Source organism: Caballeronia sp. LZ032 (assembly GCF_031451315.1).
Lineage (GTDB): Bacteria > Pseudomonadota > Gammaproteobacteria > Burkholderiales > Burkholderiaceae > Caballeronia.
Map to the genome: position 1 here is coordinate 392801 of NZ_JARUXP010000002.1, position 15791 is coordinate 408591.

A 15791-nucleotide genomic window follows, 5' to 3' on the forward strand; every position below is an offset into this window, starting at 1 on the left:
CATGGCTATGGACAAGGACGCGGCGCGACGCATCGCTGAACGCTTTATCGAACTGACGCCGGAGAAGCGGCGTGTGTTCTGGCAGAAGATGAACGAGCAGGGCGTCGCGCCCGCGCAGTTCCCTATCCTGCCGCGCACGCGTCAGGCAGGGCAGGGCGTGGCGGCTTCGCATGCGCAGCAGCGTCAGTGGTTCATGTGGCAACTGGCGCCGGAGAGCAGCGCGTATCACGTGGCGGGTGGCTTGTTGCTGAATGGTGACGTGGATGCTTCTGCGTTGAAGGCGAGCGTCGAGGCGATCGTCGCAAGGCATGAGGTATTGCGTACGCGCTTTGTCGCTGATGACGCGGGTCAGGTGCAGCAGTGGATCGAACCGCAGGGAACGCTTGACTGGCAGGAAGCGTCATTACCGGCGACGCAGATCGATGACGCAGCACGCGTGCTCGCGAGCCGTCCGTTCGATCTGGCGCAAGGACCGTTGCTGCGTGCAGGGCTTTTTCACACGCAGGAAGCGGGCAAAAGCCTTTTCGTACTGGCGATGCATCACATCGTCTCGGACGGTTGGTCGGTGCGTGTGCTGCTCGAAGAACTGGTGGCGCATTACCGCGCAGCGGTGTTGAAAGAGCCGTTGAAGCTGGCAGCGCTGCCGGTGCAATACGCGGACTATGCGGCATGGCAACGCGACTGGCTGGACGCAGGCGAACGCGAACAGCAATTGACCTACTGGCGCAAGGCGCTGGGCGATACACAGCCGGTGCTGGCACTGCCCACCGACTCGCCGCGTCAGGCGAATGCATCGTATCGTGCGGCGCGGTATCGGCTGAAGATGCCTGAAGCGCTTTCGCAAGCGGTGAAGTCGCGCGCGCAAAGTACGTCCACGACGCCGTTCATGGTGCTGCTCGCGGCGTTCCAGGCGCTGCTGCATCGCTATACGGGACAGGAAGATATCCGCATCGGCGTGCCGGTGGCGAACCGACATCGCGTGGAGACGGAGGGCTTGATCGGCTTCTTCGTGAACACGCAGGTGTTGCGTGCAGAGATCGATGGCGAAGCAAGTCTCGAAGCCCTGCTGCAACAAACCCGCCAGACGACGCTCGACGCACAGGCGCATCAAGACCTGCCCTTCGACGTACTGGTAGATGCCCTGCGTCCCGAACGCAGCCTGAGCCACACGCCGCTGTTCCAGGTGATGTTCAACCATCAGCGCAGCGACTGGCGCGTGCTGGAACAACTCCCGGGCCTGAGCATCGAGCCCTACGCCCTGCCGGACGAAGCGGCGTTGTTCGAACTGACGCTGAACATCATCGAATCGACGGACGGCACGCTGGAGGCCGAGTTCATCTACGCCGACGAACTGTTCGATGCCGCGAGCATCGAGCGGCTCGGCGCGCATTACGCGAACGTGTTGCGAGCGCTGACGGATGACCCGGCGCAGCGCATCGGTGAAATTGCCTTGCTCGATGCGGCGCAATGGCGGCAACTGCGCGAATGGGGCAGCGGCTCCACTCAAGCACAAGAAGCCGACGACTTCGTTCACCGACGCATCGCCGCCGGCGCACAGGCCACACCGGACGCGCTCGCCGTCACCGGCATCGACGGCCGGATGACCTATGCCGAACTCGATCGTCGCGCGAACCGTCTGGCGGCGCGTCTGATGCGCGAGGGTGTCGGTCCCGAAGTGCGTGTCGGCCTGGCCATGTCGCGGACCGCCGGCCTGACGGCCGCGATGCTCGGCATCCTGAAGGCGGGCGGCGCGTATGTGCCGCTCGACCCGGCGTACCCGCCCGCGCGCCTCACGCACATGGCAAACGACAGCGCCATCGCGCTGCTGCTCGTCGACGATGCGTCGGAAGCGCACATGCGCGACGCCTGTAGCGTGCCCGTGCTGAACCTCGACACGCTCGACCTGTCCGGCGAACCCGACACCGATCCCGCGCCCGCCCTGCATCCTGACAATCTTGCATATGTCGTGTACACATCGGGCACGACGGGCCGTCCGAAGGGCGTCGCGGTGGCGCATGGCGCGCTGGCGTCGCACTGCCGGGCGATCGGCGAACTGTTCGGCTATGACGCGTCGGATTGCTGCCTGCATTTCGCGTCGATCAGTTTCGACGTCGCCGCCGAAGAGCTCTGGGTGCCGCTTACGCACGGCGCTTCGGTCCTGATGCGCGACGACGAAGTGTGGTCGGCCGGGCGGCTGGTCGATGAGATCCGCGCGCACGGCGTCACCTCGCTCAACGTGCCGCCGGCCTATATCGATGCCTTCGCGCGCGAAACGGCGGCGGGCGCGGTGAGCGTGCGGACCTGCATCGTCGGCGGCGAGGCGTGGTCGCGCGCGGGCTTCGATGCCGTGCGCGAACGGCTCGCGCCGCAGCGCGTCTTCAACGCCTACGGTCCGTCGGAAACGGTCATCACGCCGACCGTCTGGCAAGCCGATGAGCCCGCGTTCGACAGCGCCTATGCGCCGATCGGCCAGCCCGTCGGCGCACGCAGCGCATGGGTGCTGGATGCGCGCAAGAACCCGGTGCCGCCTGGCGTGCCGGGCGAACTGCATATCGGCGGCGCGGCGCTGGCGCGCGGCTATCTTGGCCAGCCCGGCATGAGCGCGGCGCGCTTCGTGCCGGACCCGTTTTCCGACACGCCCGGCGCGCGCCTCTACTGCACCGGCGATCTGGTGCGCTGGCGCGCCGATGGTCAGCTCGAATATCTGGGCCGCCTCGACGAGCAGGTGAAGGTGCGGGGCTTCCGGATCGAACCTGGCGAGATCGAGGCGCGGCTGCGCATGCAGGACGGCGTCGCGGAGGCGGTCGTCGTCGCGCTGGATGCAGCCGACGGCACGGCGTCCAGACGTCTTGCAGCGTATGTCACGGCAGCAGCGGGACAGCCACTCGACCCGGCCGCCCTGCGCGCGGCGCTCGGCGCCACGCTGCCCGACTACATGGTGCCCTCCTGGCTGACCGTGCTGGATGCGTTGCCGTTGACGCCGAACGGCAAGATCGACCGGCGCGCGCTGCCTGCGCCGGAGATCGTCGCGGCGCCGCTCTCCGAAGCGCCTCAGGGCGATACCGAAATCACGCTCGCCGGAATCTGGTCGCAGTTGTTGCGGCGCGAGGGCATCGGACGTCACGAGAACTTCTTCGAGTTGGGCGGCGATTCGATCATGGGCTTGCAGATCGTTGCGCGTGCGCGTCGCGCGGGCCTCGGCCTCAGCGCACGACAGATCTTCGAGCAGCAGACCATCGCGCAACTGGCGAGCGTCGTCACGCCGCTCGGTGCGTCGCCCGCCGAAGCCGCGCTGCCGGATTCGACTGTGGACACAAGCGCGCCTGTTCCCTTGCTGCCGATCCAGGCGTGGTTCTTCAGCGAAGCATTCGCGGCGCGCGATCACTTCAATCAGGCGGTGCTGCTCGACGTGGGCCGCACGCTGGATACCGGCGCGCTGCAAGACGCGCTGAGCGCGGTGGTCGCGCATCACGACAGCCTGCGCGTGCGCTTCGAGCCGTGCGAGTCGGGCTGGCGTCAACGCTATGCCACGGAGGATGAAGCCGCGCCGTCCCTCGATGTCATTGAAAGCGTCGCGCTCGCGGAGATCGGGAAGCATTGCGACGCGGCGCAGGCCAGCCTCGACATCGAGCACGGCCCGCTCCTTCGCGCGATCGCGCTCGGCATCGAAGACGGCACGTGGCGGCTGTTCATCGCGATCCATCATCTGGTGGTCGATACCGTGTCGTGGCGCATTCTCATCGACGACCTGCAACGCGTTCACGCTCAACGCGTGCGCGGCGAAGCGGCAACGCTGCCCGAACGCACGACCTCGTGTCAGGCTTTCGCACGCCAGCTGCACGAAGCGGCGCGCATACCGGACGTCGAGCGCGACCTCACGCACTGGCAACGCCTCGCCGAAGTGCGCGCGGCCTTGCCGCCGGGCATGCCGCACGCATCTGGCGTGCCGCAGCGCGCCGTCGTGCAGTTCGATCGCGCGACGACGCGGCGTATGCAACAGGACGCATCGGCGGCTTATCGGACGCAACTCGTCGATCTGCTGCTGCTCGCCACGGGCCGCGCGTTGTGCGCGTTCTCCGACAGCGCGGCGTTGCGTATCGACCTCGAAGGTCACGGACGCGAGCCGCTCTCCGGCCACGCCGATCTGAGCCGCACGGTCGGCTGGCTGACGAGCGTGTATCCGTTCGAACTCGCGCCGACCGGCGAGCCCGGCGCGGCGCTCAAGCGCGTGAAGGAAGCGCGCCGCGCGGTGCCGCATCGCGGCCTGAGCTTCAATCTGCTCAAGTATCTCGGTACGCCGTCGAGTCGCGCGGCGCTGGCGGGCATCGGTCACGCGGAGGTGCTGTTCAACTATCTCGGCCAGTTCGACGACGACGACCCCGGCCAAGGCTGGCAACTCGCCACGGAGGCGAGCGGGCGCACGTCGAGTGAACTGAATCGCGCGACGCATGCACTCGAAATTTCGGCGCAGGTTCATCGGGGCGCACTGTCGCTCACGCTGCTGCATCCGCGCGGCGACCGCTACGACGCAGCCACGCTGACGACGCTCGCCGACGCGCTGCAGCGCGAACTGCTGGCCGTACTGGCGCACTGCGAAAGCGGCGCATCCGGGCTGACGCCTTCCGATGTGCCGCTTGCGGGCATCGACCAGGCGCGTCTCGATGCGTTGCCCGTGCGTGCCGCCGACGTCGCGGACCTGTATCCGCTCGCGCCGATGCAGACGGGCATCGTGTTCCATAGCCTGCTCGGACAGCAGCCGGGCGCCTATGTGAACCAGTTGCGCGTGGATATCGGCCGGCTGGATGGCGCGCGTTTCGAAGCGGCATGGACTGCCGTTGCCGCGCGTCACGACACCTTGCGTACCGGTTTTCTGTCCTTCGACGATGCCCCGCGTCAATGGGTGGCGCGCAGCATCGCGACGCCGTTCTTCACCGAGGACTGGCGTAACGAAGAAGCATCGACACTCGATGCGCGTCTCGACCGTTTCGCCGCCGCGCGCGTGACGCAGGGTTTCGATCTGGCGCGCGCGCCGTTGTGGCGGGTGGACGTGCTGCGCACGGACGTGGATCGACATCATTTCGTGTGGACGTTCCATCACGCGCTGCTCGATGGCTGGAGCGCCGCGCAGTTGCTCGCCGAAGTGCTGGCGACTTATGAGGGACGACCGGCTACCGGCGTGCCGGGACGCTATCGGGACTTCATCGCGTGGCTGGGCCAGCGGCCGCAGGCTGTCGGCGAGACCTGGTGGCGCGAGCAACTCGGCGCACTCGAAGGCCCGACGCTGCTGAGCCATGCATTGCCCGCACCGTCACGCGCCGATGCAGCGAGCGCCGCTTCATACGGCACGCATTCACTGACGTGGGACGCCGCGCGTGCCGCGTCGCTTGGCCGCTTTGCGAAGTCCCGCCGCGTGACGCCGAATACGCTGGTGCAGGCCGCGTGGCTCGTGCTGCTGCAACGTTATACGGGGCAGCGCGCGGTGAGCTTCGGCGCGACCGTCGCGGGCCGTCCGGAAGCGCTCGCGGGCGCGGACCGCACGCTCGGCCTGTTCATCAACACCATTCCGGTGATCGGCGCGCCGGATCCCGCGACGAGCGTCTCGGCGTGGCTCGAACGCGTGCAGCGGCAGGGCGTCGCGGCGCGCGAGCACGAACACGTCGCGCTCTACGACATCCAGCGCTGGGCGCGCATCGAAGGCGGACAGGCGCTGTTCGACAGCATCGTCGTGTTCGAGAACTATCCGGTCGATGACATCCTGCATGCTTCCGGCGCGCGCGAGTTGCAGTTCTCAAGCTTGCGCAACGAGGACCGCACGAGTTATCCGCTGACGCTGTCGGTCACGCAAGGCAGGGCGGGCGAGGAAGCGCTGCGCATCGACTTCGACTACGCGAGCGATATCTTCGATGCCGCGCAGATCGCCCGCATGGCAGCGCATCTGTCGGCGCTGCTCGATGCGTTCATCGCCGCGCCGGATGCACCGCTCGGAGCGCTCGACATGCTGGCCCCCGGCGAGCGCGCGCAACTGGAAGGCTGGGGCAGCGCGCCCGATGTCGCAGCGTCCGCGCCCGTGCATCTGCGCATCGCGCAACAGGCCGCGCGCACGCCGGATGCGCAGGCGCTGGTGCTCGATGACGAATCGATCGACTACGGCACGCTCGACCGCCGCGCAGAACGCGTCGCGCGTCATCTGCGCGCGGCGGGTGTCGGACCCGAAGCGCGCGTGGGCGTGCTGCTCGAGCGCTCGCTGACGATGATCGTCGCGATCCTCGGCGTGCTGAAGGCGGGCGGTGCTTATGTGCCGCTCGATCCGTCGTATCCGGCGGAGCGTCTCGCGTTCATGATCGAGGACAGCGGCATTGCGGTCGCGCTGACCGCGCCCACGGAAGAGACCTCGGATGTGCCGGTCGATGCGCTCGCGCGCCTCGGCGTCAGGACACTGGACGTGCATCGCATGACGGAGGACGGTGCAACGCCTTCAACAGCGCCCGCTGCAATCGTGCCCTCGCACCTCGCCTATGTGATCTACACATCAGGCTCGACCGGCAGGCCGAAGGGCGTCGGCATCACGCACGACGGGCTGGCGCGTCATACGGACGTGTCGATCGGCATGTTCGGCATCACGTCGCGGGACCGCGTGCTGCAATTCTCGACCTTCAACTTCGACGGCTTCGTCGAACAGGTCTTTCCGACGCTCGCCGCCGGCGCGACGCTGATCCTGCGCGGACCGGAGCTATGGAGCAGCGAGCGCTTCCTCGAACAGGTGGCGCAGCAGCGCATCACCGTCGCCGACCTGACCACGGCGTACTGGAACGCGCTTGCTCAGGACTTTGCAGAACGCGGCGCGCACGCAGTGCGTGCGCGCTGTGGCACGCTGCGGCGCGTGCATGCGGGCGGTGAAGCCATGCCCGCCGATGGCGTGCGGGCATGGCGCGCGGCGGGTCTCGAGCATGTGGCGCTGGCGAATACCTATGGTCCGAGCGAAGCAGTCGTGACGGCAACCTTGTTCGACTGCACGCCTTACGTGCGCAACGACGCATCCTTACCCGCGCAGATTCCGCTCGGCACGCCCCTCGACGGACGCACGCTGCGCGTGCTCGATGCGCAACTCAATCGGGTGCCGATGGGCGCGGCGGGCGAATTGTGTATCGGCGGGGCGCTGCTTGCACGCGGCTATCTCGGGCGCTCGGGACTCACCGCGACCCGCTTCATCGCCGATCCGCATGCGCGCACGCCGGGCGCACGGCTGTATCGCACCGGCGACGTGGTCCGCTGGAACGAGGACGGCACGCTCGCCTATCTCGGTCGCACGGACCATCAGGTGAAGGTGCGGGGCTTTCGCGTCGAACTGGGCGAGATCGAAGCACTGCTCGCGCAGCAGCCGAACGTGCGGGAAGCGGTGGTCATCACCCGCGATGGTCCCACCGGCGTGCGCGTGCTGGCGTATGCCGTGGCGGCGGGCGCGACGCTCGATGGGCGGCAACTGCGCGACCAGCTGGCCGCGAGCCTGCCGGACTACATGGTGCCCGCGGCCGTGACGGTGCTCGACCGCATGCCGCTCAACCCGAATGGCAAGATAGACCGGCATGCGCTGCCCGCGCCGGGCGTGTCGTCGTCGGCTGCGTTGGCCGATCCGCCCGAAGGCGAGATGGAAACCGCACTGGCCGAAGTCTGGTCGGGCGTGCTGGACGTATCGCCGGTGCGCCGCTCCGACCGCTTCTTCGAACTGGGCGGCCATTCGCTCGCGGCGATGCAGGTGCAGTCCGCGCTGCGGGCGAAGCTCGGCATCGACGCGCCGCTCGCCGACCTGATGCGCAATCAGCCGCTGCATGAACTCGCGGCCGCGCTGGACGCGCTGAAACACTCCGTTGCCGATGACGCGGCGATGGCCGGCGCAATGCGCGATATCCTTGCGCAGTTGTGACGGTGCGCACGTGAACACCGAACAGATAACAAGTTTTTGAGGATCGACATGTCCCTGCTCCTGAATTTGATCCGACAGTCGCGCTGGATCCTGCTGCTGGCGCTGATCATCAGCGTCGTCGGCGGCTTCGCGAATGCGGGTCTCGTGGCCATCATCAACCAGGCGCTCGGCGCCACGCCCGAACGGCTGCCCACGCTGGGCTGGCAGTTCCTGCTGCTGGCGCTCGCGGTGCTCGTCACGCGCACGCTGTCGCAGACCGCCTTCGTGCAGCTCGGCCAGAACACCAAGGCCGCATTGCGCATGCGGACCATTCACAGCGTCACCGAGGCCTCGTACCAGAACCTCGAACGGCAAGGCGCATCCAGCGCGCTGACGGTGCTGACTTCGGACCTGGACACCATCGTCGTGTTCTTCCTGAGCCTGCCCTCGCTCGCGATGAACGGCTCCATCGTGATCGGCTGCCTGGCTTATCTCGGCTTTCTGTCGTGGCAGGTGCTGGTGTTCGCGGTGGTCACGGTGGTGATCGGCTCGCTCGGTTTCCATCTGGCCAACACGCGCGCGATGTTCCATCTGCGCAGCTCGCGCAATCGCGAGGACGATCTCGTCAAGCATTTCCGCGCGCTCTTCGACGGCGCCAAGGAACTGAAGCTGCATCGCCGCCGCAGGACCGCGTTCGTCGATGACGCCATCGCCGCGAATGTGGAAGCCGTGCGCGTGCAGCGTACGCGCGGCTATGTGCTGTACACGGCGGCGGCCAGCTGGGGCAGCATGATCCTGCTGGCGTTCATCGGCTGCGTGCTGTTCGTGCTGACGCGCTTTCATGCGGTGGACGTGCACGTGCTGTCCGGCTATGCGGTCGTGTTCCTGTACATGATCATGCCGATTGAAGGCCTGCTGTCGTCCATTCCGTCGCTCAGTTCGGCGAAGGTCGCGCTGGAACGCATCGACAAGGTGAACCGCGACCTGCCGAAGGAAAACGTCGAGCCCTCGGAAGCGGCAACCGCGTTCGACAGCATTGCGCTCAACAACATCACGCACAGCTATTTCCGCGAGAAAGAGAACGAAGTGTTCAAGCTCGGTCCCGCGAACCTCGCGTTCAAGCCGGGTGAGCTGGTTTATCTGATCGGCGGCAACGGCAGCGGCAAGACCACGCTGGCCAAGCTGATCGTGGGCCTGTATGCGCCGGAGACCGGCACGGTGGAACTGAACGGCCGGCCGGTGAACGAGGCGGACCGCGAGCGCTATCGGCAGCATTTCTCGGTGGTGTTCAACGACTTCTTCCTGTTCGACGAACTGCATGGCTTTGCCATCGACGGACTCGACGCGCAGGCGCAGGAGCTGCTCGAACTGCTGCATCTGGAGCACAAGGTGACGATCCGCGACGGCCGGTTCTCGACCACGGATCTCTCGCAGGGCCAGCGCAAGCGTCTTGCGTTGCTGGTGGCGTATCTGGAAGACCGTCCGTTCTATGTGTTCGATGAATGGGCCGCGGATCAGGATCCGGCCTTCAAGGACGTGTTCTACCGGCGGCTGTTGCCCGACCTGAAGGCGCGCGGCAAGACCGTGCTGGTCATCACGCACGACGACCGCTATTTCTCGCTGGCGGACCGCTATATCAAGCTGGATTACGGCCAGATCGCCGCGACAGGCGACGGACGCGAGCTCGCGCAGCATTCGCTCGACGCGGCCGCCTGAGCCCATATTTCCCCGCAGTGCTGCAAAGAACCACGTAACGCGAACATGCCTGTACTGAGTATTTCGAAGACCGCCCGGAAGCTGGCGGCAATGTGTGGCAGCGCCGTGCTGCTGGTGCTGGTGTCGGGGTGTCATACGCCGGCGGAACAAGCATCCGGCGCGGCCTACGACGTGACGATCAAGCGGACCCCGGACGGCGTGCCGCATATCGATGCCGCCGACTGGGGCAGCCTCGGCTATGGCGTCGGCTTCGCGCAGGCGCAGGATGCGCTGTGCACGCTGTCCGATGGCTTCGTCACCTGGCGCGGCGAGCGGTCGGCGAACTTCGGCGCGGAAGGGCATCCGCCGGGGCCATCGACCTTCGGCCAGCCCGCCAATCTCGATGCCGATTTCTTCTTCCGCTCGGTGATCGATCATGACGCGGTGACGCGTTTCCGCGATGCCCAGCCGCCGCGCGAACGTGCGCTCGTCGCGGGCTATGCGGATGGCTACAACCGCTATATCGACGAGCTTCATGCGGGACACTTTCCGGGCGCGCATGCAAGCTGTGCGGGCGCGCGCTGGGTCACGCATATCGATACCGACGATCTGTATCGACGTTTCATCGCCGCGAATCTGGCGGGCGGCACGATGCCGTTCCTGCGCGGCATCGCGCGGGCGCAGCCGCCGGGGGCTGCGGGTGCAGCAGCGACGGGCGGCGAGGTTGCGACGCTCGCCAGCGCCAATGGACTCGCAATAGGCGGGCAGGCCGGCATCGGCAGCAATGCGCTGGCGTTCGGTGCGGCCAGCACGAAGGACGGCCAGAGTCTGCTGTTCGGCAATCCGCACTGGTTCTGGCAAGGTCCGGACCGGTTCTATCAGATGCAGCTGCGCATTCCGCAGCAGATGGATGCGGCGGGTGCGGCGTTCCTCGGCGTGCCGATGGTGATGATCGGCTTCAACGAGAACATTGCGTGGACGCATACGGTGTCGAGCGCGCGGCGCTTCGGCATCTTCCAGTTGTCGCTCGTGCCGGGCGCGCCGACGCACTATCGCTACGAAGGCCGCGATGAAGCGATGCGCGCCGTGCCCGTCACCGTGCAGGTGCGCGACATGAAGACCGGCGCGCTCGCGCCCGTCACGCGCACGCTGTACCGGACGCGCTTCGGGCCGGTGGCGGATCTGTCGTCGCTGTCGCCAGCGCTGGCGTGGAACGGCGAGCATGCGTTCGCACTCGCCGATGTCAACGCCGACAACCCCGGCACCTTCTCCAACTTCCTGCAATGGAATCAGGCCAGCTCGCTCGACGATTTCATCGCGACGCAGAAGCACGCGGCATCGATGCCATGGGTCAACACGTTCGCCATCGGGCGCGGTAGCGCCGATGTCTGGTTCGCGGATATCGGCGCCGTGCCGGGCGTGACGGATGCGCTTGCCAACGCCTGCACGACGCCTGCGGGCCGCGCGGTGGATGCGCGCCTGCCCGGCGTGCCGTTCCTCGACGGTTCGCGCGCGGCGTGCGACTGGACGGCGCAAAAGCTGTCCGGCGCAGTGCGCACAAGCCGCATGCCGGTGGCATCGATGCCTGAGTTGCGGCGCGCGGACTATGTCGGCAACTTCAACGGCAGCTACTGGCTGACGAATCCGCACGCACCGCTGACGGGCTACGCACAAGTGCTCGGGCAAACGGGCACGGTGCAGTCCCTGCGCACCCGCCTGGGACATGGCATCGCCGCGCAGGCCATGTCTGCACCCGGCGGGGTCGATCGCGCGGCGCTGGAGCGGACGGTGCTGGCCAGTACGTCGATGTCCGCGCAGTTGTTCCTGAAGCCCATGACCGATGCGGTCTGCAAGACGGCCATCGTGCGCGTGACGGCGGACCCGGCGAAGCCGGATCAGGCGCAGGAGGTGGATATTCGCGCTGCCTGCGCGGCGCTGCGGCAATGGGATGGCACGGCGAATGTGAATGCGCGCGGCGCGAATCTGTGGGATGCGTTCTGGCAGCGCGCCGCGTCGATGCCGGCGCTCCAGCATTACACGACGCCCTTCGATGCCGCGCATCCGCTCACCACGCCCGATGGCCTCGACACGTCGAATCCCGCGACGGTGCGGGCGCTTGGCGATGCGCTCGGCGGCGCGGTGCTGGCGTTGCGTGCGAATGACTTTGCCGTCGACGCGACGCGCGGCGAGATGCATTACATCAGCGACGGAGCCCGGCGCATTCCGCTGTACGGCGGCTGTGATCTGCAAGGCTATTTCACGGTGGCGTGCGCGATGCAGCCGCTCAACAAGACCGGTGAGTCGCTGGACAGCGATGCCCATGGCAACAGCTATATGCAGGTCGTGAGCTTCGGTGCGGAGGGTCCGCAGGCGGACACGATGCTGACGACCGGTGTATCCGAAGATCCGGCGTCGCCGTGGTATCGCGCGACCACACGCGTCTATGCGCAGAAGACCTGGACCCGCTTCCCGTTCAGCGAGCAGGCGCTGGACGCGATTCCCGATGTGACGAAGACGGTGCTGACGGGGGCGCGGACGGCGGCGCGGTGAGACCTGCCGCCGTCACCACGCAACCGTCTTGCCGTTGCGATCGACATAGCGCAGCCCCGGCTTGCCCTGCGCATCGATGATCACGCTGACCACGTCGGGAATGGTGTCGGCCATCGTGAATGGCGCGTCCGGTCCACCCAGGTCCGTGCGAATCCAGCCTGGCGCCATCAGGAGCAGTGAGCGTTGGCTGTTCGCTTGCCGGGCGGCATAGCTGCGCATGAACATGTTCAGCGCGGCCTTCGAACCTCTATAGAGCTCACGCCCGCCTTTCTCATTGCCCGCCACGCTGCCCTGTCCCGAGGACATGACGCCGATCAAGCCGCCTTCCGCGACGAGCGGCTCGAGGGTTTCAACGGCGCGCATGGGACTGAGCGCGTTCGTGACCATGACCCTGATGAATTCTTCCGTCGTGATCTCCGCAATCGTATCTTCGTGCTGCTCGTTGGCGGTGCCCGCATTCACGAAGAGCGCATCGAAACGTCGTGGGGCCAGCCGATCGCGCAGCGCGGCCAACTGGTCCGGATCCGTGATGTCGACGGATTCGATGGTCACGTTCTCCGGGTGATCATCCGCGAGGGCGTGCAGTGCCGTTCTGGCATGGCCGCGCACCGTGCCGACGACGTTCCAGCCGCGCTTCACGAATTCCTCCGCCATTGCATGGCCCAGGCCGCGCGAGGCGCCGATCAGCAGGATCGAGGGTCGTGGGGATTTTGCATCGCTCATGAGTGTTTCCGGTGGTGAGGATGCGTCCAGTATCGGCGCCGCTGCCGTCGTGCGCCAGACGCGTGGCGTGCACAATGGTGTTGCACGCCGCGCCACGCCGGCCGTGCAATCCACCGAACGCAGTCATGACCGATATCGACCTGAATCTTCTTCCGGCGCTCGATGCCTTGCTCGACGAATGCAGCGTGACGGCTGCGGCGCGGCGCCTCGGCCTGAGCGCTTCCGCGATGAGCCGTACGCTTGCCCGCCTCCGATCGATGACCGGAGATCCCTTGCTGGTGCGCGCGGGCAACGGACTGGTGCCGACGCCGCGCGCCATGGCGATGCAGGACCGGGTGCGCGATGTCGCCCGGGATGCCCGGACATTGCTTGGCCCGCAAGCCACCGAGGTCGATCCCGCCACGCTTGCGCGGACCTTCGTCGTGCGGGCGAACGAAGGCTTCATCGCACTGCTTGCCGCGGCGCTGGTGACCACGGTCGCGCGGGAGGCGCCGCGCGTGCGGCTCCGTTTCGTTCCCCGCGTGGTGAAGGATGCGGTGTCACTGCGCGAAGGGCAGGTCGATCTCGAGATCGGAGTGCTCGGGCAATCCGCACCCGAAGTCCGGACCCGGTCGATCTTCCGGGATCGCTTCGTCGGCGTGGCGCGTATCGGCCATCCGTTGCTGCGGGATCCCGTCACGCCCGCGGCATACGCTGCCTGCCAGCATGTCGTTGCTTCGCGCAAGGCCGACTTCGAAGGCCCTATCGACCGGGCGCTGGCCGAATTCGGGCTCAGGCGGTCCATCGTGGCCGTCGTGCCCGGTTTTCCCGATGCGTTACGGATCGCCCGCGACTCGGATGTGCTCGCGCAAGTGCCGCGCAGCCTGATGCGCGGACGCTTGCCCGGTGCGGCCGCGCTTGCAGAGGGCCTCGTCGCTTTCGAACTGCCGGTGCTTGCGCCGGAGATCGTGGTCTCCGCCATGTGGCACCCCAGGATGGACCGCGAACCCGCGCACAAGTGGCTGCGCGACATCTTCATTTCCGTTTGCCGCGACGCGCTCGACGAGTGATCGCGTAGACGGTTGCGCGGGATCGTGTCGTTCCCGCTTCCCGCTTCCGATGTGCAGCCAATGCCATCAGTTTTGTTTATCGGACGACGCTGCAAAAAGGACATCGCTCCGGGCCCTGGTGCGATGCCGGAATCCCTTCTCATGCCGTCGAACAGCGGCACACCCCTGTGCCGCTGCTTGCCGCTGCGCTCTTTGCCATGGGTAAACCCTAGCCTGCTTACGATCCCCGATCTGGCTAACGTCCGCCGTTTGCAAGCAAGATCAAGAGGGAAGCATGCGTCTGGGTTGGTACTCAAGCCTCAAGCCGGTCGAGCGGCGAACGTTCTGGGCGTGTTTCGCCGGATTCGGTCTCGATTCGATGGATTCGAGCATTTTCTCGCTGGTCATCCCCGCGCTCATCGCCACCCTCGGGCTCACGCATCCTCAAGTGGGCTATCTGGCCACGGCGGCGCTGATCGGCACCGCGATCGGCGGCTGGGGCGCGGGTATTCTCGCCGACAAGATCGGACGCGTGCGCATCCTGCAATTCACCATCGTCTGGGTGGCCATCACGACCATCGCGGCAGCCTTCGCCAGCACCTTCCCGGTGCTGTTCGGCATCCGCTTCCTGCAAGGCCTGGGCTACGGCGGTGAAGCGGCGGTCGGCGGCGTGCTCATCAGCGAAGTGATCCGTCCCGTGCTGCGCGGCCGGGTCGCCGCTGCCGTGCAGAGCGGTTATGCGCTGGGCTATGCGTTGTCGGTGGCGTTGCTGCCGGTCATCGCGTCACTGTTTCCCGAGCAGTTCGGCTGGCGCGTGTTCTTCGCGCTCGGCGTGGTGCCCGCCATCCTCGTGTTCTTCATCCGCCGGCTGGTGCCCGAATCGGGCGTCTATGCGGAAGCCAAGGTGGCCCGCGCCAACGGCGTCTCCGCCAGCCCGTTCTGGGAAATCTTCGCGACCCGCCATCTGCGCCGCACGCTGGCCGCCGTCATCATGGCGACCGGCATCTTCGGCGGCGCGTATGTGATGATCACCTGGCTGCCCACGTACCTGCGCACCGCGCTGCATCTGTCGGTCGGATCGAGTGCGGGGTATCTGGCGTGCAATATCCTGGGGTCGCTGGTCGGTCCGCTGCTGTACGGGCTGCTCTCGGACCGGCTGGGCCGGCGGCCCGCGTTCATGACCTTCCTCGTCCTGCAGGCCATCAACGTGGCCATCTATCTGCTCGCGCCGATCGGCGCCGGCGTGACCGTCATTCTCAGCTTCTTCCTCGGTGCGTTTCAGGGCGCGCTGGCGTCGGGCATGCTGCCGACCTTCGCCGAACTGTTCCCGACCACCATCCGCGCGAGCGGTCAGGGATTCTGTCTGGGCGGCGGGCGTGGGTTCGGATCGGTCGTGCCGGCCACGGTCGGGCTGCTTGCCGCGAACCTGCCGCTCGGTACTGCAATGGGGACGTGCGCGCTGTGCGCGTATGGCGTCGCGTTCATCGCGGCCGTGTTCCTTCCGGAAACGAGCGGCAGCAACCTGCATGAGGCGGCGAGTGAGCACGCCGCGCCGGTCGAGACGCGTGCGCCAGAAGCACGTCTGGATCGCGAGCAGGTGTGAAGCCGGACGGCGCACCATCCGGCTTCGATCTCACAGGTGATAGAAGCCGTCGCTGACCGAGTTCTGCAGCGAGCCGTCGACGTACACGGAGACCGGCTCGCCGTCGGGCGAGACGAGAATCGCGCCCTTGGGCTGTTGTCCGGGCAGCTTCATGCGGCCGCCGTGGATGTCCTTCATCTGCTGGCTGTCGAGATCGACGGCGACGGGAATGTCGCTGATGGTCAATAGGTTCATGGTTGCGCTCCTGGCAAGGTTGAAAAGAGAACACATGGGCGGCCGGTCGCTTGCAGGA

7 protein-coding genes are annotated in these 15791 nt (G+C 66.8%); 5 read left to right on the forward strand and 2 right to left on the reverse strand.

Features of this window, described 5'->3' with window-relative positions:
• The first annotated feature begins 1 nt into the window (after position 1).
• From QCE69_RS17320 to QCE69_RS17330, 3 genes are read left to right on the forward strand one after another with little or no spacing between them, the layout of a single operon-like run.
• A complete protein-coding gene (locus QCE69_RS17320; RefSeq protein WP_309932066.1) occupies positions 2 to 7921 on the forward strand; it encodes a non-ribosomal peptide synthetase in 7920 nt (2639 codons plus the stop codon).
• A 48-nt stretch (positions 7922 to 7969) separates the two neighbouring features.
• A complete protein-coding gene (locus QCE69_RS17325; protein WP_309920751.1) occupies positions 7970 to 9616 on the forward strand; it encodes a cyclic peptide export ABC transporter in 1647 nt (548 codons plus the stop codon).
• A 45-nt stretch (positions 9617 to 9661) separates the two neighbouring features.
• The gene (locus tag QCE69_RS17330) at positions 9662 to 12145 is read left to right on the forward strand and encodes a penicillin acylase family protein (protein WP_309932067.1); all 2484 of its coding nucleotides are present in this window, start codon (positions 9662 to 9664) and stop codon (positions 12143 to 12145) included.
• 12 nt (positions 12146 to 12157) lie between these two features.
• Here the strand turns inward: QCE69_RS17330 and QCE69_RS17335 are convergent, their stop codons facing one another.
• Positions 12158 to 12868 (reverse strand): SDR family oxidoreductase, encoded by a 711-nt coding sequence (locus QCE69_RS17335; RefSeq protein ID WP_309920756.1) that lies wholly within the window; start codon positions 12866 to 12868, stop codon positions 12158 to 12160.
• Between the two features lie 125 nt (positions 12869 to 12993).
• On the opposite strand from QCE69_RS17335, the gene QCE69_RS17340 reads away from it, so the two are divergent.
• Both QCE69_RS17340 and QCE69_RS17345 read left to right on the forward strand, forming a co-directional pair.
• A complete protein-coding gene (locus QCE69_RS17340) occupies positions 12994 to 13917 on the forward strand; it encodes a LysR family transcriptional regulator (RefSeq protein ID WP_309920759.1) in 924 nt (307 codons plus the stop codon).
• A gap of 274 nt (positions 13918 to 14191) precedes the next feature.
• Entirely contained in the window at positions 14192 to 15499 is a 1308-nt protein-coding gene (locus QCE69_RS17345) for an MFS transporter (protein WP_309920763.1), read from the forward strand.
• A gap of 30 nt (positions 15500 to 15529) precedes the next feature.
• On the opposite strand, the gene QCE69_RS17350 is transcribed toward QCE69_RS17345, so the two are convergent.
• Positions 15530 to 15733 (reverse strand): hypothetical protein, encoded by a 204-nt coding sequence (locus tag QCE69_RS17350; protein WP_309920766.1) that lies wholly within the window; start codon positions 15731 to 15733, stop codon positions 15530 to 15532.
• Positions 15734 to 15791: the final 58 nt, after the last annotated feature.